We start from the raw sequence: 21506 nt of genomic DNA, 5'->3' as shown, positions 1-21506 counted from the left end.
GAACGAGGCCAGAGCGATCTGTTTCGACCACCCGAGCAGCGTCCGTGGGGCTCCAACAGCACGCTGATAAGCCCCGCGGCGGTGTGGACACGTAGATGCCCCGAGAGACTGCACCGCCGCCGTCACCGGCCGGGCACCCAGTCGTCGGCCACGCGCCGTCGTTCGCGAGGGATCCGTTCGGCTTCGTCAGCGACGCGGTCGAGTCGGTCGGCGGCCGGTTCGTCATGAACCTCCTCGGTCGCGAGATCTACGTCCTCGCCGACCCCGCGGACATCGAGACCGCGTTGCTGGACCGGGAGTCGTTCGCGAAACTGGAGGACTTCCGGATCGCGTTCGGCGACGCGTTGCTCTCCGTCGAAGGCGAGCAGTGGCAACGCCAGCGCCACGCGATGGAGGGGTTTTTCAGCCCACAGCGGATCCGCGGCCACGCCGACACCATCCGGGAGGTGACCGAACGCCACGCCGACGCCTGGGAGCCCGGCCAGCGGATCGAACTCGACAGCGAGATGCGCCAGCTCGCGCTGGAGAACCTCTTCGAGGTGGTCCTGGGCCACTCGCTGTCCGACGAGGAGTTCGACGAGCTGGCGACGGCCGCGCACGCACTCAACCTGTGGTTCAAACCGACGTCGTGGGTGCTCCCCCACTGGGTCCCGACGCCCGCCCGCTACCGGTTCCGGCAGGGAGCCGCGGAGCTACGGTCGTGGGCGGAGTCGCTGCTCTCCCGGACCGGGCCGGGACCGGCCGACGAGAGTCTGCTGTCGGCGCTGGTGGCCCTTCGCGACGATCCGTCGACGGCCTTCGACCAGGAAGAGATCCTCGATCAGGTCGTCGGGATGCTGTTTGCCGGCCACGAGACGACCGCCCTGGCGATGACCTACGCGCTCCACCAACTCGGACGGAACGGTGACGTTGCCGAACGGGTGGCCGGTGAGATCGATGACGCTATCGAGGGGACGCCATCGCTTTCGACAGTGCAGGACCTGTCCGTTCTCGACGACGTGATCGACGAGACACTCCGGCTGTTCCCGCCGGTGCATGCCATCCCCCGAGTGACGACCACCGAGGTATCCTTGGGCGAGCACACGATCCCACGGGACACGGAGGTCCTGCTGGCGGTCTGGAACCTTCATCGGGATGGACGGTTCTACGACGACCCGGAAACGTTCCGGCCCGAACGGTGGGCCGATACCACACCCAGGGAGAGGGGCTACGAGTACGTCCCGTTCGGTGCCGGTCCACGGATCTGTATCGGCCGTCACTTCGCCCGACTGGAGATGAAACTCGCACTGGTGACGGTCCTGGGCCGCTACCGGATCGAGGCACCCGAACCAGTCTCGGTCACGCCACAGATGACTTCACAGCCTAGTGGGACGGTCCCACTGAAACTACGGCACCGCGAAGACGCGTAGGCGGGTCCCTCGCGGCGGTCGCTTGTGGTTTTGGTAGGGGACGACAGCTATCGATCAGCGCTCCACCGATCCGGAGAATGGTTCTCTGTCTGAGGGGAAGACTATTCATTCTCGCTATTGTACCCCGACCCACGGTAGTACGTCCACCACAACGGTTGCCACGGATACCACGATGATCTTCCGACTCCTCTTTACCGGCGTCCTGTTGCTCTCGGGCGTCTCGACGCTGGCGCTGGCCGTCTTCGCCTATCGGCACCGGAAGACCCCGGGTGCGGTTCCGTTCGCGGGGTTGTCGGCCGCGCTAGCCCACTGGGCGTTCGTCTACGCCATCGGGCTCCAGATACAGACGCCGACGCTCAGGATCATGGTCCTACAGATCCAGTGGATCGCCCACCCGACGATCCCGCTGTTCTTGCTCCTGTTCGGGCTCAGCTACACCGGCCACGACGAGTGGGTGACACGGAAGACCGTCGCGATCGTCTCGGCGATTCCGGTACTCGTCGTCGTCGCCGCGCTGACCAACCCCTGGCACGAACTCCTCTGGACGGCGCAGTCGGTCCACATCGTCGACGGGATGGCGGTGCTGGTCCCGACTTACGGGCCGTTGTTCTGGATCAACATCGTCTACGGCTACGGGATCGAGGTGGTCGCCATCGCGGTCCTCCTCCGGTTGGTCTATCAGTCCGATCACCTCTATGCGGATCAGTCGGCACTACTGCTCGTCGGGATCATCGTCCCGTTTCTCGCCAACGTCCACGAGATATTCATCGTGGGATCGACCCCGGCCGTCGACTACACGGCGATCTCGTTCGCGGTCAGCGGGCTCGCCTTCGGGTACGCCGTGTTCCGGCGACAGCTGTTCGATCTGATCCCCGCGACACGGAAGCTCGGACGGAGCGACGCGATCACACAGCTCGATACGGGCGTCCTGATCGTCGACACCGAGGACCGGATCGTCTACGCGAACCCGGAAGCGGGCACCATCTTCGACCGCGACCCGAGCGCGATGGTGGGTCAGCCTGCCAAGTCGGTCGTCGACGAGCAGTGGCTCTCTTTCGACACGGAGGACGCGCTCGGCGAGGTCCAGCGTGGCACGCGGACCTACGAGATCCGAACGTCGTCGATCACGGATCGGAGCGGTCGTGAGTTGGGGACGACGCTCGTCTTCTACGACGTGACTGCCCGGACGCGACGCGAACAGGAGTTGGTCACGGTGAACGAACTCAACGCCGTGATCAGAGGTGTCAACCAGACACTGCCGTCCGTGACCGGCCGTGAATCGATCGAAAGGGCGGTCTGTGACCGGCTCGCGGAATCCGACCTCTACGCTGGCGTCTGTATCGGGGACGTCCAGACCTGGGCCGGCGACGCGGATCGCTGGCGAACCGCTGGCGACGTGCGAACGGATTCGTCCGGCCACCCGAGCAGCAGGTCGAGGGCACCGCCGCGACTCGACACCGGACAGCTCAGGGCGATCGGAGACAGCGAGGGGACGGAGCTGACACTCCCGGTGGAACCCGACGGGGCATCGAACACGTGGGTCGTCGTCCCGGTCGTCTACGGCCAGACGGTGTACGGTGCGATGGGACTGTTGGTTCACGAACGGGACGTCAGTGACCGCGAGCGGAGCGTGCTACGGGAACTGGGCGAACTCGTCGGTCACGCGATCGACGCGTCGGAGGTCGAGGCGCTCACAGCGGCCGACGGCGGGGTACAGCTCACCGTCGCCGTCGACGACGAGAGCGATCCGATCGCCGCCGTGACAGCGGACGGGGAGATCCGTCTGGAGACCCTCGGGATCGTCTCGGCCGGAAGCAACGACGGGCACCACCTGCTGCTGGACGTGACGGCGGGCGACGCCGAACAGGCCAGGTCGCGGCTGGCCGCCGCGGGTGTCGAAGTCGATACGGTCCACGGCGATCGCGGGGACGGGCTCCTGGATATCGCGATCGGCCAGGCAACGTCGCTAGCGCCGATCTGTGAACGGAACGCGACGCTGCTCAAGGGGACCGTCGCCGACGGGACAGCCACCTACGAGGTGTTCGTCCCGTCGGCGGCAGAGGCACAGGCGTTGCTGGACCGACTCTCGTCGGCGTTCCCGGCGATGACTCTTCGGACGAAACGCAAGCGTGAGAATCCGTTTCGCGCTGCCGACGGTCTCCCGTCGGACGGGCTCGACGAACTGACCGCACGACAGCGGGAAGCGCTGGGCGTGGCCTACCGGGCCGGATACTTCGAGTGGCCCCGGGAGGCCAACGCAGAGGAAGTGGCCGAGTCGATGGGGATCAGTTCGCCGACGCTCCACAGCCACCTCCGGAAGGCACAGGCGAGGCTGTTCGCGGACGTGTTCGAGGGCACCGACGACCCCTGAGCCGTCGGCGGCCGAATAGACAGTCGGACGGTCGGGGAGTCACTGCTCGTCACTGCCGGACCGACGGGCAGCGGACCGTATTCGCAGATCGGAGACGGCGATCCCGACGGCGACCGCCCAGAGCAGGAGTTCGAGGAAAAACGACGGCGACCAGAGGTAATAAACGAAGAACTCGCCGGGAGGGATCGCCAGCGGCGTCGGCGGGGTCACGAGCGGCCAGCCGAGAAACAGCGCGTCCCCGGGACGGCCGTTGATGACGATGTGGAGGGCGTCGAGAAACAGGTGGGAACCCCAGCCGACCGCGAGAGCGGCCCCGGTCCGTCCGGTGTAGGCGGCCGCGACGGCCAGGGGCACCACCAGCGCGGAGTGACCGACCGTGTGATAGAGGTCGACGACGCCGGCCATCGCGAGTGGTTTATCGACGAGATCGGGCAACGCTGCGCCGACGATCAGCCACAGCGGTGCCAGGCGCGACCAGCGTCCCACTAACGCGGCCGCGAGGAGGTGAGTCAGGAACAGCACACGGTCGATACCAGGGTTCACACGTACTTGACTCTGCGTGGTCCCCCGATCAGCGACCGAGGTCGATCGACGGCCAGCCGTATCGGTCGAGGGACCACGTCGCGACTACGACAGCGCCGACACCGATCAGGACGCCGACGACGGTGTCGCTCAGGAAGTGGGTCCCGAGGTAGATCCGCGAGACCGCCACGAGGGTGGCGATCCCTGCGACGACACCGGTCGGAAGCCGCTCGGAGTCGCCGGCGACGAGTGCGAACACCGTCACCGCCGCGGCGTGGCCCGACGGGAACGAGTGGGGAGCCACGCTCGCTCCGTCCGTGAGACAGACGGGCTGGGGCGGAAACGGCCGCTGGACGAGCGCCATCAACGAGACGACGACGATCCCCGAGAGGAGCAGCGCGATCGTCCCCACTCGCCGTTCCCGCTGCCAGCCGGCCACGTAACAGAGCCCGAGGAACACGGCGGCCGCAGACGCCGATCCCAGTCCCGTCACCGAGGTCATGAGCTTCGTCAGCACGGGGTTCCGAACCGCGAGGACAACGTCGACCGTCGCCGCATCGAGTTCGAGGACCCACGCGAGCAGTTCGGAGAGGAACTCCCTCATCCGTCCTGTTGTCCCGACTGAGAAGTGTTTCGCTGGAATGGTGATACAGGGGCGGTCGTAGCGAACGGTCGGATCATCTGCGCCGGCATAGGGACCGCCGTCGGAAACCCGTTTGGCGTCCCGAGGGGCGCGCCGACCCGACCGTATTTGTCAGTCGAGCACCAACTGTGGGTATGGGACTGGCAACCGACTTCGTCAACGGGACGATCTCACTACTGATCAGCGTCGCGGTCACCGTCAAGCTAGCCGACGAGGACGACGGCCCGTACAGCCTCGGCGAGATGGCCCTCGCCGTCGCGATCACGGGCTTTCTCTCGGGGTTCTTCACGAGCTACTTCGCGAAGTAACACCGGGCTGAGGGTGGCGGTTCCCACCGGTGGACTGCACACAGTGCTCGGCGTCGGCTTCCCGGCCGATGATTTATTCTTCCGTAGGCCAACAGTACAGCATGAGCACGGCGACACAGTCCGGCCCGATCGATCTCGATAGCTTGGGTCCGCTCCACTACCTGGGAATCGTCCTCGCACTCGTCAGCGGACTCATTCACGTCCGTCTCGGGCTCTCGTTCGCCCCGAGCCCGCTCGGGCTCTCCTTTCTCTTCGCCGGCATCGTGTTCGTTCTCGCGTGCGTGGCAGTCGCCATGGACTACCGACGACGACTCGTCTACGGGTTGGGGGTCCCGTTTACCGCCGGTCAGATCGTTCTCTGGTACGTCGTGAACTTCGCCGGGGGTCCGAAGGCGTTCCCCGCCGACGTGGGGACGCTGGGAGCGATCGACAAGATCGCACAGCTCCTCTTGCTCGGCGTGTTGGTAGCGCTCCTCCGCCGGGAGTGAGTCACGGCGCGTACAGCAGGTCGTACTGGTGGGCGACGTAGGTCAACGCCCCGTCTGCGAGTTGTCGACGGCGCGTCGCGAGCCAGTCTTGGGCACCGTCGACTGGACGGTCGGCGACTGCATCGGCGACGAACCCCAGGATGCACTTCAGGAAGTACCGCTCGTCAGCCGGGTAGCCGTCCGCGCGCGGGCGGACAATCCAGTCCGAGCTTCCGGCCGCCAGTAACTCGCCGTCGGCGGCCCGGAACCGCTCCAAGAGGTGTCGTCCGGTCCGGGGGTCCCGTCCCGGCCGTCCCGCGATACTGTCGTGGTAGGCCCGCTCGATCCGATCGTCGGCTGGGTGATCGGGCTGGAACAACGTCGTACCGTCGAAGGTAATCGGGAGGTACGCGAGCCCGGCAGGCCCGACGGCACGGTCGAGGGCGTCGAGCAGGACATCGTGGGCTACCAAGTCGGCGAAGGCCTGTGCGATCACGAGGTCGGCGTCCCGGTCCCCGGCCGTCGTCGCGTCGCCGACCACGAACTCGACCTCGACGGAGCCGTCCGGCCCCACGGCGAACCCGTCGTCGGTTCGTGTGCCCGTGTAGCCACGTTCTTCGAGGTCCGTTCTGCGGGTCTCGCGGGCGTATTCGACGAGCTCCCGGTCCTGTTCGATCCCGACGTAGTGGGACGGTTCGAGCCCCCAGTCGAGGAGGCGAGGGATCGTCACGCCCGTCCCTGGAGCGAACTCGACGACGGAAGGCGCGTCCGGGAGTCGGTCCACCAGCGCGTCCCGGACCCGGCGGTTCAGCGCGCGCTCGTCGACGGTGCGTTTCGCTTCCAGATACCGGACCTGTGCGTGATCCATGGTTACAGCGACCGCTCGTAGCTCGCCCACGCCACGTCGTCTTCCCACAGCCGGACCGTGAGCCGCTCGGGTACCGCCGTGTCGAGTCGCCGGGCGATCTCGTCGGCGAATATCCGTGCGAACCGCTCGACGCTCGGGTTACCCTCGAAGGCAGGAAGATCGTTCAGCAGTTCGTCCCGATACCGATCGGCGAGTGCGTCCAGGACCGCCTCGATGTCGTCGATGTCGACGAGATAGCCGTAGTCGTTCAGTTCCGGCCCGGCGAACCGGACGTCCGCCTCGTAGTGGTGACTGTGGATCTCACCCTCGGGTCCAGGGTTCGGGACCGTCAGGTAGTGTTGTGCCACGAAGTCACGGGAGACGGACAGTTCGTACATGGCAGTTCGGTCGGCTGGGAGCGGCTTAATTCCCCTGTTCGTCGTACGTGAAGACCGTACTCAACACGTCCCGCTCAGCGGTCAGCATCTCGTAGGCGATCGGCGCGTCGGCGAACGGAATTCGGTGCGTGATCAGTCGGTCGAGGTCGTGGCGCTCTACGACTTCGATGGCCCGATCCATCCGGCGGGCTTTCGTCCACCGACCCCGCAGTTCAGGCGAGAGCGTACTCACCTGGCTCGATAGCAGATCGACACGGCCGCGGTGGAACTGTCTACCGAGGTCCAGTTCCGCCGGTTTCGTTCCGTACCAGGAGCCGACCAACACACGACCGTCGTAGCCGACCTGCTCGATCGCCGTATCGAGGGCTGCGGGGTTGCCCGACGCTTCGACTGCGAGGTCGAACCCGTCCGGCCCGACAACATCGGTCACACCGTCGAGTTCTTCGGGTGTCGCAGTCTCGGTCGCGCCGAACGCCGCCGCCAGTTCCCGCCGTGACGCCACCGGGTCGACGACGACGAGCGCGGCCAGCGGGAACGACGACAGGACCGCCGTGGTCGCCAGTCCGATCGGACCGGCACCGAAGACGACGGCGCGCTCGCCGAATCGGGGAGCGGCGTCGAGGACGAAGTTCACCGCCGTCTCGGCGGTCGGGAACAGCGTCGCAGTCGCGGGGTCCAGTCCGTCGGGAACCGGGCGGAGCGCCTCCGGGGTGGCACAGAAGTGGCTCTCGTGGGGGTTGAACGCGAAGACGGTGCGGCCCTCCCACTCCGGGCTGATATCGGCTCCCGTCTCCGTGACGCGCCCGACGGCTGCATAGCCGTACGTGATCGGATACTCGAAGGTGCCGTCGAGGGTATCGATCGTCTCGTCGACCGGCAGCTCCTCGGGCACCTCGCCGTTGTACACGAGGAGTTCCGTCCCGGGGCTGACCCCGGAGACGAGCGTCTCGACGAGAGCCTCGTCGGCATCAGGCTCGGGCCGGCGGTGCTCGCGGACGCTGACCGATCCCGGGCGGTCGAAGTAGAGAGTGCGAGCGGTGTCAGTCATCGGCCTCGGCGTCGGTCGCTGTGGTCACCCATTCGCCCGTCGCCCGGCCGCTCTCCAGCGCCTCCTTGGCGCCCTGTCCGGCCGCCTGTGCGGTCTCACCGGTCCCGACCCCGACGCGCATCTCGACGCCAGTCGTGTCCCGGACGGCGGCCAGGACCTCGTCGTAGACACCTGTCGGGAGATTCGGACAGACGGCGATCGCGTTGTCACCGCCGACGAAGGAAGTCACCGCACCGTGGGGACCGAGTTCGCCACCCAGTTCCAGCACCGCTCGCCGGATGCGCTGGTGGGCGTCGAAGGCGTGTTCCCGGTCGGTATACCGGCCGGTCGCGTCGACGACATCGAAGTGTGCGACGGTGATCGGCCCGGTCGGATAGGCGGTCCGCGAGACGGCCAGTTGCTCGGTCCGGTCGGCGTCCTGTGCGCTCCCGGTGTCTTGCAACGCTTCGCTGGCGGCACCGAGGGCAGCACGCGGTGTCCCCCCTGTCCCGACGCCGACGCTCGCCGTCACGGGATACCGGTTCCGGACGAGCGACTGGAACCGGCGGTGTTCCTCGGGTGTGACCTGGTTCGTCACCGCGAGCAGGTTGTCGTACCGCCCCGGGAAGACGTAGCCGTCGCGGGTCCCGACGAAATCCGCGAGATCCGCGTAGAGGCGAGATTGGAGCGCCTGGAGCGCGGGTTCCGGTCGCGGTTCCGGTGTCACAGTCCACGGACCGTAGTCGTCCAACTGCACGAGCGAGAACTGTACGACCGCGTCTGGGCTCTCTGGCACATCGTACTGTTGGCTCCCAGCGGTTTCACTCTTCGGTTGCCAGAACGGTGACCACGAGGAAGTCCCGGACGAACACCGCAAGTGAAGGGACCAGGACGAACGGAGCGGCAAGCGTCACCAGATCGGTCGGAACGATCGGGACGAGTGCGACCCAGAGAAACACCATCTGGAGGCCCGAGAGCGGGCGGCGCAACAGACTCTGCGGGAGAGGCCCGACTGTCCCGCCGCGGACCCGGTAGAGCCAACACCCTGCCCGGTAGCAGTAGCGGGCGGCCGACAGCGAGAGGTACCACACTGGGAGCCAACCCCAGGCGACCGCGACCAGCGGAGCCACCAGGAACCCGATGGTATCGACGGCCATGTCCAGTCGTGTGCCGAGGCGGGATTCGGTCCCCAGCGAGCGCGCGAGCGCCCCGTCGACGCTATCGAGGACCACGGCGACACCGTAGCCGACGGCGGGGACCCAGAGGTACCGCCCTTCCGGTTCGAGGAGGACGAACCCGGCCACGATACCGATCAGGACGCCCCGGCCGAGCGTGACCGCGTTGGCGACCCCGAGCGACTCCATCGCCACCCCGTCCGTAGTCCGCATCGCCTCGCGGTGCCGCCAGGTGAACGCGGCCACGAACCCGACGACGGCAGTCGTCGGGCCGAGCCACAGCCCCGCAGTCTCGGGCATCGTCGTTCCGACGAGCCAGCGGTACCCCGAACCGACCGCGGCCAGCGCGAGCACGACGAAGGCCACCCCCTCGACCACGCGCCGGCGCTCGGAGAGGGCGGGCACCCCATCGTGGCTCATCCGTCGTCCACCCCGATTCCGGGTCCCTCGGTGGGGATCACCGTCCCCGAACCGGCCAGCACCGACGCGAAGTCCTCACCGACGACCGGGACTAGCCCGTGCCGGACCGCGAGCGCGACCGCCGTACGGACGGGTGAGACACCGTGTTGCTCCGCGAGTGCCCTCGCCCGGTCGTCGACGAGGATCGTCGGGTCATCGAGGAGCGCGAGGACACGGGTCCCCCGTCGGTGGTGTGCAGAGAGCGTCGGCCCGTCCGGTGGTGCGGTCGCTCCGACGAGGGGCCACTCCGTGGCGGTCTCCGGGGCCGTCCCGACGGGGCCGACGACCCGGACTCGACCGGCGTCTCGGAGTCCAGATGCCGTCCCAAGCCGGTCGCTCGTCGGGTTCGAGAGCAGCAGCGAGTCGACCGGACCACCCAGTGCTCCGGCGATGCGGTCGAGACCGCGTTCGACCCCGGTCCCCTCGGGGACGACGCCGGCGAGGTGCAGCGACCCACGGTCGGCCGTCCCCGGCCCGGCGAGTGCTTCCCCGACGACTCGCGCCCCCGATGGCTCGACGGCGAGCAGCCGGGAGCCGCTGTCGAGCACCTCCTCGACCCTCTCAGCCGTCCCGTCGCGGACGAACGCGCCGACGGGAGGGAGCCGGAGGCTGGCCTCTGCGGGCGGAGTGTTGAGGAGGCGGTACGTCGGTGCCGGGACGCGCTCGGGCGTGACACCCGCACCGTCCAGGGAGACCGGATCGTCGCGCTCCGCGACGCCTTCGATGGCCTCGCAGGCGGCGACGACGTGGGCGCCACGTCGAGCAGTGGTCCGGTCCGGATCGCCCCGCCGGATCGACCGGACGAGGGCCACCGGGCCGTCGGCGTAGGTCCCAGGGTGCTCCGGTCTCGTCGGTGGGACCGGCGTGTAGTCCCTCCCGACTCGCCCGAACTGGACGCGGTCGTCGCTGTCGGTCTGTGCGCCGGTGTCGTCGACGTAGACGGAGCCGTCGTCGCCGTGCAGTTCCAGCCCGTAGAACTCACGGGCTCGGTGTGGCGCGTAGAGGCTGGCAGTCAACTGGACGCGTGGCCCGTCACGGTGTTCGAGGACGGCCTCGACGTGGGTCGGGGCATCGGGTCGCTGGCGCTCGCGGTCGGGCCAGGGTCGGGACGTGTCGGCGCTGACGACCCTCTCGAAGGGGCCGAACCAGGCGACGAGCAGGGTCAGCGGGTAGACGGCTCCGTCGTACAGCGGCCCGACCGAGAGGAACGACTCGGGGCGGTCGTGCCACTCCGTGACCCGTCCGACGTGGGCCGTCGCGTCAGCGATCCGGACACGTCCCGTTCGGCCGTCGGCGAGCAACCGCGCGGCGCGTCGCTGTCCTGGATTCGATGGGTTCGTCGGCGCACAGCCGAGCCCCAGTCCGCGCTCGGCCGCGAGGTCGACCAGTTCCCTCGCCGTCGGCGCGTCGAGTGCTAGTGGTTTTTCGGTGTAGACGTGCCGACCCGCCAGCAACGCCCGGCGTGTCACCGGGGCGTGGGCAGCGTGGCTGGTGAGGTTGAGCACCAGCGGTGCCGCCTCCGCCGACAGGGCGGTCTCGATGTCGGTGTAGGCTCGGCCCTGGACGGTCGCCGCACCGCTGTGCGCGCGGTCCTCGTCGCGGTCACAGACGGCAGCGACGGTGAGCCCGGCCCGGTCGGCCAGTTCCGGGAGGTACTGCCCGGCGACCGAGCCCGCGCCGACGACGAGACACTCCATACCCCCCAGAGGGACCTCGCGGAAAAAAGTCCAGTCCCAACCGTTTTAGTCAGTCTCACCCCGACCCAGTGGTATGGCACGGGTGGCGGTCCTGCACAACACGCTGGATTTCAACGGCGGCGCCGACGCCGTCTGTCTGCACGTCTGTGAGGCGTTGCAGGCCGTCCACGACGTGACGCTGTTTACGATCTCGACGACCCCGCTCGCGGCGTTGAACCGGCTGTTCGGGACCAGCACGGACGTGACCGTCGAGACGCTGCCCGGGAGCGGGCCGCTCGCGGGGCTGCTCTCGCGGATCGACGACCGGTGGGGGCCGCAACTGGCGTTCCGGAGCGTCGTCCTGGACCGGTGGTTCCGCCGGCACGCGGACGCGTTCGACCTGGCGGTCAGTACCGCGAACGAGTTCGCGCTCCCGATTCCGTCGGTACAGTACGTCCACTTCCCGCAGTTCAACGGCCACGTCCCAGGCCCCGACGGCGTCCACGACGACGGAGTGGCGGGCCGGGTCTGGACGCGGATGGCGGGACTGGCCGACCGACGGCTGCCGGAGGACGCGGCGCTGCTGGCGAACTCGTCGTACACAGCCGACCACCTCGCCGCGCGCTACGGCCGAGCGGCGAGAGTCTTGCATCCGCCGGTCGATCCGATCCCCGGCGAGCCCTGGTCTGAGCGCGAGCGGGGCGTGGTGACCGTCGGCCGGATCGCCCCGGACAACCGAACGCTGGACGCGATAGACGTGGTCGATCGAGTCCGTGATCGGGGCCACGACATCCACCTCCACCTGGTCGGGTCGGCCCCCGACGCCTACCGGTCCTACGTCGAGCGCGTCGAGGCCGCCGTCGACCGCCGGGCCTACGTCACACTGGAGGTGGCCGTTCCGCGGGAGCGCCTGGAGACGCTGCTGGGCCGGCATCGCTATGGAGTGAACCCCAAGCGCGGCGAACACTTCGGGATGGCGCTGGCGGAGTACGTCGCCGCCGGTATGGTCCCGTTTGCCCACGACTCCGGCGGCCAGCGCGACGTGGTCGACGGCGCAGCGGACCGCCTGTACGGGACCGTCGAGGAAGCGGCCGACCTGCTCGCCGGCGCGGTAGAGACCGATGCCCGGCCGCGACTCCCGCCGGACCGGTTTGCCGTGGATCGGTTCCACGAGCGCGTCCGGGCGGTCGTCGCGACACAGCTCGACGAGGCCGCCGAGGCCGGATGATCCGGTCCCGACCCGGGCGCTGGGATCGCGGTCGAACCACCGGATTGAAGCGACTGGTCGTGGAAGCCGCTCACACACGACCCTGCCGATGACTGACTCCGACCAGCCGCCCGCCCCGGACCGCCTGTCCGAGCAACTGGGCGAAGCGCCGCCCGAGGAGACCATCGCGTCGCTGGACCGGCTGACCGAAGCCGACTCCGACATCCGGAAGCGATCCCTTCAAGCCGTCCGGAACATCGCCGAGGACCGACCGTCCCTGTTCGACGGGCTCACCGAAGCGTTCGCCCGGTTCCTGACCGACAGCGACCGGGCTGTCAGACTGACGACCGCGAAACTGTTCGTCGCGCTCGCGCGGTCCGACCCCGCCGTCGTCGTCCCGGTCGTCGGGACGGTCGCGTCGCGGGTAGCCGACGACGGGGAGTTCTACTACGTCAGGGCACGGTGTGTGGAGGCACTGGGCTACGTCGCGCTCGATCACCCGGACGTTGTCGGAGACCCCGAGATACTGGCGGACTTTCGCGTCGGACTCTCCTTCGACGAGCCGGAGGTCAAAGAGAAGCTGGCCAAGGCGCTCGCGTACGTCACACTGGGCGATCCGGGGCGGCTCCGACACCACGTCGAGTCGCTGGCCGATCACGTCGACGACGATAGCGAACTCGTCCGCTATCACCTCTGTACGGCGATCGTCGCGATCGGGTGTGAACATCCGGAAGCGGTGACAGCCGCGACGGACGCGCTCCGGGATCGGCTGGACGACGGCAACCCCTACGTTCGCGGGCGCGCGGCCGAAGCACTGGCTTTGGTCGCCGCCTCGGACCACGGATCGGAACCCCTCGCGGAGATCGACGGGATCGAACCGGTCCACGATGACCCACCAGCGTTCTCGACCGAGCGCGTCGCGTTTCTGCGGAAAAGTCTCGACGACGGTCAGGATACCTCTCCACCGGACGGCGTCGGGACCGTGGATAGCGTTCGAGCGGGGACAGACGACATCGCCGAGGCGATCAATTCGCCCGACAGCGAGAGGGAATGTCCACACTGTGGACTCGAACTCCCCGACTGCGGGCCACCGATGTGTCCACAGTGTGGAGCCCCACGATAGCCCCACAGTTTGGCCGACCTAAAGTTCGAGGGGTTTTTATACTTATTAGGCGAGCCTAAAGGTATGGAACAGAATCCCGGTGGGGAACCCCAACCGACGCGCAGGGAGTTCGTGAGAGACGGTTGCGCAGTCCTCGGGAGTGGGGTACTTGCGGGCTGTTCGAGTAGCGGGAGGACGAGCGAGGAGTCGGCCGTGACAGACAGTACGACGCCGACCGCAACGGCGACTGCCTCCGACGACGGCCGGCACGCAGTGACGATCTCGCCGGTCGGAACTGTGGAGTTCGAGTCGGTCCCCGAGACGTGGGTCCCGTACACCGGTGACTACGCCGATATGGGGGTCGCACTCGGACAGGCCGACGGCCTCTCTGCGATCGGCGTCCGTCGCCGGTTCGGCGCACACCGCTACGAAGAGATACCCGGCGTCTCGGTCGACAAGAGCGGACTGACGGAACTGTGGCAGGACGGGACCGACAAGGAACTCTTCTACGAACTCGACGCGGACGTCCACGTCGTCGATCCCAACTTCATGGTCAACCGTCTCCAGTGGGATCGGGAAGACGTCGAGGAGATCGACCAGAACGTCGCGCCGTGGTTCGGTAACACGACGTTTACCCGGGTGTACGACTGGCACGATTACCGGTACTACTCGCTGTACGAGGCCTTCGAGAAGGTCGCAGACCTCTTCCAGGAACGGGCGCGGTACGACGCGTTCAAACAGTATCACGACGAGGTGGTCGCCGACGTGGGGGACCGTCTCCCGTCCGAGCGGCCTGACGTCGCCGTGTTGGTACCCGCGGGCGACCCGCCGGAAGCCTTCTGGCCGTACCGGATCGGCGCCGGGACACAGTCCAAACACTGGCGGGATCTGGAGGTCACGGACGCGCTTGCCGACGCCGGCGTCACCGACGCCCAGGCCGGCGGCGGCAAGATCGACTTCGAGACGTTACTGGAGATCGATCCTGACGTCATCGCGATCAGGCTCTCGGGCGAGATCACACAGGAGTGGGTCGACGAGAACGTCACCGCCCACATGCGAGACCACCCGATCGCGTCCGAACTGACCGCCGTCGACACCGGCCGGGTCGTCTACGGTGGGATGACCTACCAGGGGCCGATCATCAACCTCTTCCAGCTCGAAACGGCCGCGAGGGGACTCTACCCGGAACTGTTCGGGGGCGAGCAGTTGTTCGACCGCCAACGGATCGGAGAGATCGTCACGGGGGCGATCTGATCGTGAGCACCGAAGACACAGCGTCGACGGACGAACCGGGTCGGGACCGCGACGTGGTCGTCGTCGGTGGCGGCCCGGCGGGCTGTTCGGCGGCCGTCTTCACCGCGAGGGACGGACTGGATACGGTGGTCTTCGACAGGGGGCCGGCCGCGCTCCCGCGGTGTGCGTACCTGGAGAACTACCCCGGCTTCCCCGGTGGTATCGGCGTCGATACGTTCCGCTCGCTGCTGTCCGACCACGTCGCTGCGGTAGGGGGAACTGTCGTCGAGGACACTGTCGAACGGGTCAGACGAGCGCCCGACGGCGGATTCGTCGTCGAGACACAGGACGATCGGGCGGTAATCACCTCCGCCGTCGTCGCTGCGGCCTGGTACGACGGGTCGTATCTGCGTCCCCTGGCCGACGGCGAGATGTTCACCGAACGGGAACACCACGGCGAGACCGAAGAGCGGTTCGATCCCGACTACCCCGATCGGGACGGTCGCACGCCGATCGAGGGGTTGTACGTCGCCGCTCCCACCGGCGACCGCAACGACCAGGCGGTGATCAGTGCAGGCCAGGGCGCCCACGTCGCGCGGACGCTGCTGGCCGACCACCGACGGGAGCGGGGATACCCGGACGGCGTCGCCGAACGGTACGACTGGATGCGTCCCGAGGCGGAGTTCTCTGGCGAGTGGACCGACCGGGACCGCTGGCGCGAGTGGTTCCACGACGAGGTCCCCGACGACCCCGATCTCCCCGAGGAGCGTCTGACCGATCTCCGGGAACAGTATATCGACGAAGCGTTCGAGACACGTCTCTCCGACGAGGAGATCGAGCGACGACGGGACCGCGGGATCGACCGCCTCGTCGACCACCTCGACACCGATCGAGTGCTGCAGGCTATCGGGGACGAGCGACTGCGCGCGTATCTCGACGAGACGGGGGTGACCGGATAGATGGCGACCGGAGCGCCGACCGAGCAGGCGGATGGCTGGCGCGAACGGCTGTTCTGGTGGCTCGACGGGAGCTTGTTCAGTCTCTGTCTCGGCAGTCTCGCGGTGGTCGTCGTCGGCGGGCTGATCCAGGTGAGTTTCGGCGCGTTCTCGATGACGATCGTCGAGGCTTGGCAGGCCGTTTTCAACCCGAACGTGATCTTGAACGCGAACGCCTGGGAGGCGTTCATCCTCGGCGGGGAGGTCCCGGAGATGAACAGACGCAGCCTCATCGTCTGGAACATCCGGTTGCCCCGCGTGTTCGTCGGCATGCTCGTCGGGATGAACCTCGCGGTCTCGGGAGCGATCTTCCAGGCAGTGACCCGGAACGAACTCGCCAGCCCGTTCATCCTCGGGGTCTCCTCCGGTGCGGGGCTGATGATCCTCCTGACGCTCGTGGTCTTCTCGGGCCTGACCGCGTTCCTGCCGTTGATCGCCTCCGTCGGCGGCGCGGTCGCGTTCCTGATCGTCTACGCGATCGCCTGGAAGAACGGCACGAGTCCGGTACGGTTGATCCTCGCTGGCGTCATCGTCGGCACCGTCTTCGGAAGCCTCCAGACGGCATTCTTCTTTTTCGCCGACGACATCGGCGTCGTCCAGTCGGCGATCGCCTGGACGACCGGTTCCCTGACGGGTACGGACTGGGAACAGGTCCGGATGGCCCTCCCCTGGACCGCCGTCGCGATGGTGCTGGCACTGCTCAGCTCCAGACAGCTGAACGTTCTGTTGCTCGGGGAGAGCACGGCGGAGTCGCTGGGGATGGACGTCGAGAAGGTCCGGTTTGCCCTCTCCGGGGTCGCCGTCCTGGCGGCCGCGGCCAGCATCGCCGTCGCCGGCATCGTCGGGTTTGTCGGTCTGATCGTCCCCCACATGGTCCGCAACATCGTCGGCAGCGACTACCGAAAACTCGTCGTCGGCTGTGTGTTCGCCGGCCCCGCGCTGATGGTCGGAGCTGATGTCGGTGCCCGGCTCGCGTTGAGCCCCGTCCAGATCCCCGTCGGGATCGTGACGGGACTGGTCGGCGGGCCGTACTTCCTCTACCTGATGCGCAAGCAACAACAGATGGGTGAGATCTGATGACACTGGAACAACCGCGATCGAACGAAACGGAATCGGACGGTTCGAAGACAGCACAAAGCAGTGAGAGCAGCGTCGACAGCGGGATCGTCGAGGGAGAGGAACTCGTCCTCTCGTACCCGACTAGCGACGATCCGGTGATCGACAGCGAATACATTTCGGCCACGGCCGGCAAGGTAACGGCACTGGTTGGGCCGAACGGTTCGGGCAAGAGCACGCTCCTGAAGGGGTTGGCCGACCAGCTCTCGCTCGACTCCGGGACAGTCCGTGTCGACGGCCGGGCTGTCCAGTCGTTCGACAAGAAGGAGTTCGCACGGACGCTGGGGCTGCTCTCACAGGAGAGTGCCTCACCGGACAGCATCACCGTCGAGGATCTCGTCTATCACGGCCGGTATCCCCATCGGGGGTTCTTCGAGGGCACGACCGAGGACGACGAGCGGGCGGTCGACCGGGCGATCGAACTGGCCGGCTGTGGGCACCTGCGCGACCGCGAGGTCGGGCAGTTGAGCGGCGGCCAGAAACAGCTGGCGTGGATCGCGATGGTGCTGGCCCAGGACACCGACGTGCTCCTGCTCGACGAGCCGACGACGTTTCTCGATCTCCATCACCAGCTGGAGGTCATGGAGATCATCGAGACGCTGCGCGAGGAGAGCGACATCACCATCGTCGTCGTGTTACACGACATCGAGCAGGCAGCACGGCTCGCCGACGAGATGGTCGCCATCGGCGACGGTGAGATCCAGGCCAGAGGAAGACCCGACGAGGTCGTGACCGAGGAACTGCTCGCCGAGGTGTTCGAGATCGACGCCGAGGTCGAGCAGACGCCCCGTGGACCGCGGATCGAACCACTCCGTGCGCGCCACGAAGGCGACCAGGCAGACAGCCACGCGGACTGATACCCACTCTGGCGGCCGAGACCCCACCAGCGGCCTCGCAAAACGGGATTTTCGATACTGGCGGACTCACAGCATCGGCCCGAACGCACCGCGAGACCGGAGGGTTTTACTATTTTTAGGCTGACCTAAATCTATGCCGGTAGAAGACAATCACGAAAGACAAGCGACGCGGCGAGACACACTCAAATACGGCGGCGCAGTCATCGGCGGGAGCCTGCTTGCGGGCTGTACCGGTGGGAGCGGCTCGGAGTCGACCCCAACCGGTGAGACAGCGACCGCCGGAACGACGACCGGACAGCAGGGCTACTCGGTGACGATGGAGCCGGTCGGGACCGTCGAGTTCGAGTCGGTCCCCGAGACCATCGCCCCGTTCACGGCTGACTACATCGACATGCTGGTCGCGCTGGGTCAGGCCGACACCGCCCAGTCGATCTGGTATCGGGGCCGGTACAAGACGATCCACTACGAACAACTGGCAGGAGTCTCGATCGACCTCGACGACCTCACGCAGTTGTGGAACGACGGGATCTCGAAGGAGCCGTTCTACGAGATCGACGCGGACCTCCACCTGATCGATCCGAACGCACTGACCGACTGGTTCCAGGCCTGGGGCCAGCAGGACCTCGCGGAGATCCGCGGGAACGTCGCTCCGTTCCTGGGGAACGTCATCTTCCGGCGGACGGACGCCTGGCACGACTACCGGTACTACTCGCTGTACGAGGCCTTCGAGAAGGTCGCCGAAGTCTTCCAGGAGCGGGCGCGGTTCGAGGCGATCGAGGCGATGCACGCGGACCTCGTCGCGACGGTCCAGTCCCGGCTGCCCGCACCGGACGACCGCCCCAACGCCGCGCTCGTGTTCGGCGGGAAGGCGCCCGAGGAGTTCTCCCCGTACCGCCTCTCCGGCAACGGCGCGAACAAGGAGCACTTCCACACGCTGGGACTCTCGGACGCGTTCGCCGGAACGGACATCGACGGGCTGTCGACCAGCGACACGGGAACCATCGATTACGAGGCGCTGTTGGAGGTCGATCCGGACTCGTTGCTGGTCCGGTACCACGAGACGGGGCTGACACGGGAGGCGTTCGAGGACGCGGTCGTCTCGCACCTGGAGGACCACGAGATCGGGAGCCAACTGACGGCCGTCCAGAACGACCGCGTGTTCCGTGGCGGGCCGATCTACAGCGGCCCGCTACACAACCTGTTCATGATCGAGCGGTACGCGAAGGGATACTTCCCCGAACTGTTCCCTGAGGACGAACTGTTCGACCGCGACCGCCTCGCTCGCATCATCACCGAGGGCGTCGACGACTAACCACAATCTGTCGGCACAGCCATACGATCGGTTTCTCACCGCAGGCGGCTGTGTTCGTCTCTCTCGGAGTCGTTTCGAGCCCGAGAACGGCCAGTCCCGTATCGGTCGAACTACCACCAATCCCACCCGAATCCGGACGGGAGCGCCGCCGTCGACTTCATCCGATGCACAACTTTACTTTGGGTAGCACGAAGAATTCGTTTCCGATTTGGACAAGCTTAACAGGCGATAGGACAAATTACTGGTTGATGAGTAAGACAAACCGTGACTGGTGGCCAAACCAGTTGAACGTCGATATTCTCGACCGGAACGCGGAGCAGGTCGACCCGAAGGGAGCGGAGTTCGATTACGCGGAGGAGTTCCAGAAAGTCGACCTCGAAGCGGTCAAAGAAGACATCGAGGACGTGATGACGACCTCGCAGGACTGGTGGCCGGCCGACTACGATCACTACGGACCGCTGTTCATCCGGATGGCCTGGCACAGCGCCGGGACCTACCGAACCAGCGACGGCCGCGGCGGCGCAGCAGAGGGGATGCAACGGCTCCCGCCGCTCAACAGTTGGCCCGACAACGCGAACCTCGACAAGGCCCGGCGGCTGCTCTGGCCGGTCAAACAGAAGTACGGCAGCAAGCTCTCCTGGGCCGACCTGATCATCCTGGCGGGGAACGTCGCCATCGAGTCGATGGGTGCCAAGACGGTCGGCTTCGCGGGCGGCCGCGAGGACGCCTACAAGCCCGACGAGGCAGTCGACTGGGGTCCCGAAGACGAGTGGGAGGCCAACGAGCGCTTCGACGAGGCCGGTGAGATCCAGGAGGGGCTCGGCGCGTCCGTGATGGGGCTGATCTACGTGAACCCGGAGGGTCCCGACGGCAACCCCGACCCCGAACTGTCCGCGAAGAACATCCGCCAGACGTTCTCCCGCATGGCGATGAACGACAAGGAGACGGCCGCACTCATCGCCGGCGGTCACACCTTCGGGAAGGTCCACGGTGCGGACGACCCCGAAGAGAACATGGGTCCCGAACCCGAGGCCGCCCCCATCGAACAACAGGGCCTGGGTTGGGAACAGGACGGCGCGAAAGAGGGCGCGATGATCACGAGCGGTATCGAAGGCCCCTGGACCAGTTCGCCGATCGACTGGGACATGGGATACATCGACAACCTGCTCGAATACGAGTGGGCGGCCCAGAAGGGTCCCGGCGGCGCCTGGCAGTGGACCCCGGTCGACGACGATGTCAAGAACGCGCCGGACGCCCACGATCCCGACGAGGAGGTCACACCGATGATGCTCACGACCGACATCGCGCTGAAGCGCGACCCCGACTACCGCGAGATTCTGGAGGAGTTCCAGGACAACCTGATGGAGTTCGGGATCAACTTCGCGAGAGCCTGGTACAAGCTGACCCACCGCGATATGGGGCCGCCCGAACGGTTCCTCGGTCCGGAAGTCCCCGACGAGGAGATGATCTGGCAGGACCCCCTGCCGGACGCCGACTACGCCACCATCGGTTCGGACGCCGCCGAGGACCTGAAAGCGGAGATTCTGGACGCCGACCTCTCGACCCCACAGCTCGTCAAGACTGCCTGGGCGTCCGCGTCGACGTACCGTGACAGCGACAAGCGCGGCGGGGCCAACGGTGCCCGCGTCCGGCTCGACCCACAGCGGAGCTGGGACGTGAACGAGCCCGAACAGCTCGAAACGGTACTGGAGACCTACGAGGAGATCCAGGCGGAGTTCAACGACTCCCGCTCGGACGGGACGAAGGTCTCGCTGGCCGATCTGATCGTGCTGGGCGGGAACGCTGCCGTCGAGCAGGCGGCGGCCGAAGCCGGCTACGACATCGAGGTGCCATTCGAACCCGGCCGCGTCGACGCGACGGCCGAACAGACCGACGAGGAGTCCTTCGAGGCGCTCAAGCCGAAGGTCGACGGGTTCCGGAACTACCTCGGCGACGACATCGACAAACGAGCCGAGGACCTGCTCGTCGACAAGGCGGAGCTGCTGAATCTCACCGCCGCCGAGATGACGGTGCTGGTCGGCGGCATGCGAGCACTCGGTGCGACCCACCAGGACACGGACCTGGGTGTCCTCACCGACCGGCCCGGGACGCTGACCAACGACTTCTTCACGAACCTGCTCACGATGGACATCGAGTGGGAGCCAGTCTCGGAGGCCCGCGAACTGTTCGAGGGGTACGACCGTGAGACGGGCGAGATGGAGTGGGAAGCCACCCGTCTGGACCTGATCTTCGGGTCGAACTCCCGACTGCGGTCGGTCGCCGAGGTCTACGGTGCCGAGGACGCCGAAGAGAAGTTCGTCCAGGACTTCGTGGACGCCTGGCACAAGGTGATGACGCTGGACCGCTTCGACCTCGAATAAG

20 protein-coding genes are annotated in these 21506 nt (G+C 67.0%); 12 read left to right on the top strand and 8 right to left on the bottom strand.

Going from position 1 to position 21506, the window contains the following annotated elements:
• Positions 1–95: 95 nt before the first annotated feature.
• Together VJ109_RS17360 and VJ109_RS17355 are read left to right on the top strand one after the other, a co-directional pair.
• Complete coding sequence (locus tag VJ109_RS17360) at positions 96–1409, top strand: cytochrome P450 (RefSeq protein ID WP_324760659.1); 1314 nt, start codon at positions 96–98, stop codon at positions 1407–1409.
• A 172-nt stretch (positions 1410–1581) separates the two neighbouring features.
• On the top strand, positions 1582–3780 hold the full coding sequence (locus VJ109_RS17355) for a histidine kinase N-terminal 7TM domain-containing protein (RefSeq protein ID WP_324760657.1): 2199 nt from the start codon (positions 1582–1584) through the stop codon (positions 3778–3780).
• 39 nt (positions 3781–3819) lie between these two features.
• On the opposite strand, the gene VJ109_RS17350 is transcribed toward VJ109_RS17355, so the two are convergent.
• Entirely contained in the window at positions 3820–4302 is a 483-nt protein-coding gene (locus VJ109_RS17350; RefSeq protein ID WP_324760860.1) for a metal-dependent hydrolase, read from the bottom strand.
• A 49-nt stretch (positions 4303–4351) separates the two neighbouring features.
• Complete coding sequence (locus VJ109_RS17345) at positions 4352–4906, bottom strand: phosphatase PAP2 family protein (protein WP_324760656.1); 555 nt, start codon at positions 4904–4906, stop codon at positions 4352–4354.
• Positions 4907–5079: 173 nt separating this feature from the next.
• Between VJ109_RS17345 and VJ109_RS17340 the strand changes: the two genes are divergently transcribed.
• Together VJ109_RS17340 and VJ109_RS17335 are read left to right on the top strand one after the other, a co-directional pair.
• Entirely contained in the window at positions 5080–5253 is a 174-nt protein-coding gene (locus tag VJ109_RS17340) for a hypothetical protein (protein ID WP_276223436.1), read from the top strand.
• 101 nt (positions 5254–5354) lie between these two features.
• Positions 5355–5741, top strand: coding sequence for a hypothetical protein (locus VJ109_RS17335; RefSeq protein ID WP_324760654.1), 387 nt, complete (start codon positions 5355–5357; stop codon positions 5739–5741).
• A 1-nt stretch (position 5742) separates the two neighbouring features.
• On the opposite strand, the gene VJ109_RS17330 is transcribed toward VJ109_RS17335, so the two are convergent.
• From VJ109_RS17330 to VJ109_RS17305, 6 genes are read right to left on the bottom strand one after another with little or no spacing between them, the layout of a single operon-like run.
• Positions 5743–6588 (bottom strand): class I SAM-dependent methyltransferase, encoded by an 846-nt coding sequence (locus tag VJ109_RS17330; RefSeq protein ID WP_324760652.1) that lies wholly within the window; start codon positions 6586–6588, stop codon positions 5743–5745.
• A gap of 2 nt (positions 6589–6590) precedes the next feature.
• Positions 6591–6965: a 6-pyruvoyl trahydropterin synthase family protein gene (locus tag VJ109_RS17325; protein ID WP_324760651.1), complete on the bottom strand. Its 375-nt coding sequence runs from the start codon at positions 6963–6965 to the stop codon at positions 6591–6593.
• Between the two features lie 25 nt (positions 6966–6990).
• Positions 6991–8013: a zinc-dependent alcohol dehydrogenase gene (locus VJ109_RS17320; RefSeq protein WP_324760650.1), complete on the bottom strand. Its 1023-nt coding sequence runs from the start codon at positions 8011–8013 to the stop codon at positions 6991–6993.
• A complete protein-coding gene (locus VJ109_RS17315; protein ID WP_324760647.1) occupies positions 8006–8788 on the bottom strand; it encodes a GTP cyclohydrolase IIa in 783 nt (260 codons plus the stop codon). The genes VJ109_RS17320 and VJ109_RS17315 overlap by 8 nt, the downstream gene beginning before the upstream one ends.
• A 25-nt stretch (positions 8789–8813) precedes the next feature.
• Complete coding sequence (locus VJ109_RS17310; RefSeq protein ID WP_324760645.1) at positions 8814–9587, bottom strand: CDP-alcohol phosphatidyltransferase family protein; 774 nt, start codon at positions 9585–9587, stop codon at positions 8814–8816.
• The gene (locus VJ109_RS17305; RefSeq protein ID WP_324760643.1) at positions 9584–11323 is read right to left on the bottom strand and encodes a Gfo/Idh/MocA family protein; all 1740 of its coding nucleotides are present in this window, start codon (positions 11321–11323) and stop codon (positions 9584–9586) included. The genes VJ109_RS17310 and VJ109_RS17305 overlap by 4 nt, the downstream gene beginning before the upstream one ends.
• A gap of 73 nt (positions 11324–11396) precedes the next feature.
• Between VJ109_RS17305 and VJ109_RS17300 the strand changes: the two genes are divergently transcribed.
• From VJ109_RS17300 to katG, 8 genes are all read left to right on the top strand, one after another.
• Positions 11397–12530, top strand: coding sequence for a glycosyltransferase family 4 protein (locus VJ109_RS17300; RefSeq protein WP_324760641.1), 1134 nt, complete (start codon positions 11397–11399; stop codon positions 12528–12530).
• An 88-nt stretch (positions 12531–12618) separates the two neighbouring features.
• Positions 12619–13632, top strand: coding sequence for a HEAT repeat domain-containing protein (locus tag VJ109_RS17295; RefSeq protein WP_324760639.1), 1014 nt, complete (start codon positions 12619–12621; stop codon positions 13630–13632).
• A 63-nt stretch (positions 13633–13695) separates the two neighbouring features.
• Positions 13696–14865, top strand: a complete 1170-nt coding sequence (locus VJ109_RS17290) for an ABC transporter substrate-binding protein (RefSeq protein ID WP_324760638.1) — start codon at positions 13696–13698, stop codon at positions 14863–14865.
• Positions 14866–14867: 2 nt separating this feature from the next.
• On the top strand, positions 14868–15803 hold the full coding sequence (locus tag VJ109_RS17285; protein WP_324760636.1) for an FAD-dependent oxidoreductase: 936 nt from the start codon (positions 14868–14870) through the stop codon (positions 15801–15803).
• Positions 15804–16916, top strand: a complete 1113-nt coding sequence (locus tag VJ109_RS17280; RefSeq protein WP_324760634.1) for a FecCD family ABC transporter permease — start codon at positions 15804–15806, stop codon at positions 16914–16916. It abuts the gene before it with no gap.
• Positions 16917–16921: 5 nt separating this feature from the next.
• Positions 16922–17812 (top strand): ABC transporter ATP-binding protein, encoded by an 891-nt coding sequence (locus VJ109_RS17275; RefSeq protein ID WP_434737295.1) that lies wholly within the window; start codon positions 16922–16924, stop codon positions 17810–17812.
• Between the two features lie 133 nt (positions 17813–17945).
• The gene (locus VJ109_RS17270; protein WP_324760632.1) at positions 17946–19124 is read left to right on the top strand and encodes an ABC transporter substrate-binding protein; all 1179 of its coding nucleotides are present in this window, start codon (positions 17946–17948) and stop codon (positions 19122–19124) included.
• A gap of 248 nt (positions 19125–19372) precedes the next feature.
• Complete coding sequence (katG, locus tag VJ109_RS17265) at positions 19373–21505, top strand: catalase/peroxidase HPI (RefSeq protein WP_324760630.1); 2133 nt, start codon at positions 19373–19375, stop codon at positions 21503–21505.
• Position 21506: the final 1 nt, after the last annotated feature.

The organism is Haloarcula montana (assembly GCF_035666295.1).
Taxonomy (GTDB): domain Archaea; phylum Halobacteriota; class Halobacteria; order Halobacteriales; family Haloarculaceae; genus Haloarcula; species Haloarcula montana.
This window is presented reverse-complemented; position numbering and strand designations above follow the sequence as displayed.

What these genes read in the sequence shown, in the direction of transcription:
- katG (WP_324760630.1), top strand. Translation starts at nt 19,373, where the DNA reads ATGAGTAAGACAAACCGTGACTGGTGGCCAAACCAGTTGAACGTCGAT.
- VJ109_RS17310 (WP_324760645.1), bottom strand. Translation starts at nt 9,587, where the DNA reads ATGAGCCACGATGGGGTGCCCGCCCTCTCCGAGCGCCGGCGCGTGGTC.
- VJ109_RS17320 (WP_324760650.1), bottom strand. Translation starts at nt 8,013, where the DNA reads ATGACTGACACCGCTCGCACTCTCTACTTCGACCGCCCGGGATCGGTC.
- VJ109_RS17355 (WP_324760657.1), top strand. Translation starts at nt 1,582, where the DNA reads ATGATCTTCCGACTCCTCTTTACCGGCGTCCTGTTGCTCTCGGGCGTC.
- VJ109_RS17305 (WP_324760643.1), bottom strand. Translation starts at nt 11,323, where the DNA reads ATGGAGTGTCTCGTCGTCGGCGCGGGCTCGGTCGCCGGGCAGTACCTC.
- VJ109_RS17345 (WP_324760656.1), bottom strand. Translation starts at nt 4,906, where the DNA reads ATGAGGGAGTTCCTCTCCGAACTGCTCGCGTGGGTCCTCGAACTCGAT.
- VJ109_RS17280 (WP_324760634.1), top strand. Translation starts at nt 15,804, where the DNA reads ATGGCGACCGGAGCGCCGACCGAGCAGGCGGATGGCTGGCGCGAACGG.
- VJ109_RS17295 (WP_324760639.1), top strand. Translation starts at nt 12,619, where the DNA reads ATGACTGACTCCGACCAGCCGCCCGCCCCGGACCGCCTGTCCGAGCAA.
- VJ109_RS17290 (WP_324760638.1), top strand. Translation starts at nt 13,696, where the DNA reads ATGGAACAGAATCCCGGTGGGGAACCCCAACCGACGCGCAGGGAGTTC.
- VJ109_RS17325 (WP_324760651.1), bottom strand. Translation starts at nt 6,965, where the DNA reads ATGTACGAACTGTCCGTCTCCCGTGACTTCGTGGCACAACACTACCTG.
- VJ109_RS17360 (WP_324760659.1), top strand. Translation starts at nt 96, where the DNA reads ATGCCCCGAGAGACTGCACCGCCGCCGTCACCGGCCGGGCACCCAGTC.
- VJ109_RS17300 (WP_324760641.1), top strand. Translation starts at nt 11,397, where the DNA reads ATGGCACGGGTGGCGGTCCTGCACAACACGCTGGATTTCAACGGCGGC.
- VJ109_RS17340 (WP_276223436.1), top strand. Translation starts at nt 5,080, where the DNA reads ATGGGACTGGCAACCGACTTCGTCAACGGGACGATCTCACTACTGATC.
- VJ109_RS17330 (WP_324760652.1), bottom strand. Translation starts at nt 6,588, where the DNA reads ATGGATCACGCACAGGTCCGGTATCTGGAAGCGAAACGCACCGTCGAC.
- VJ109_RS17270 (WP_324760632.1), top strand. Translation starts at nt 17,946, where the DNA reads ATGCCGGTAGAAGACAATCACGAAAGACAAGCGACGCGGCGAGACACA.
- VJ109_RS17335 (WP_324760654.1), top strand. Translation starts at nt 5,355, where the DNA reads ATGAGCACGGCGACACAGTCCGGCCCGATCGATCTCGATAGCTTGGGT.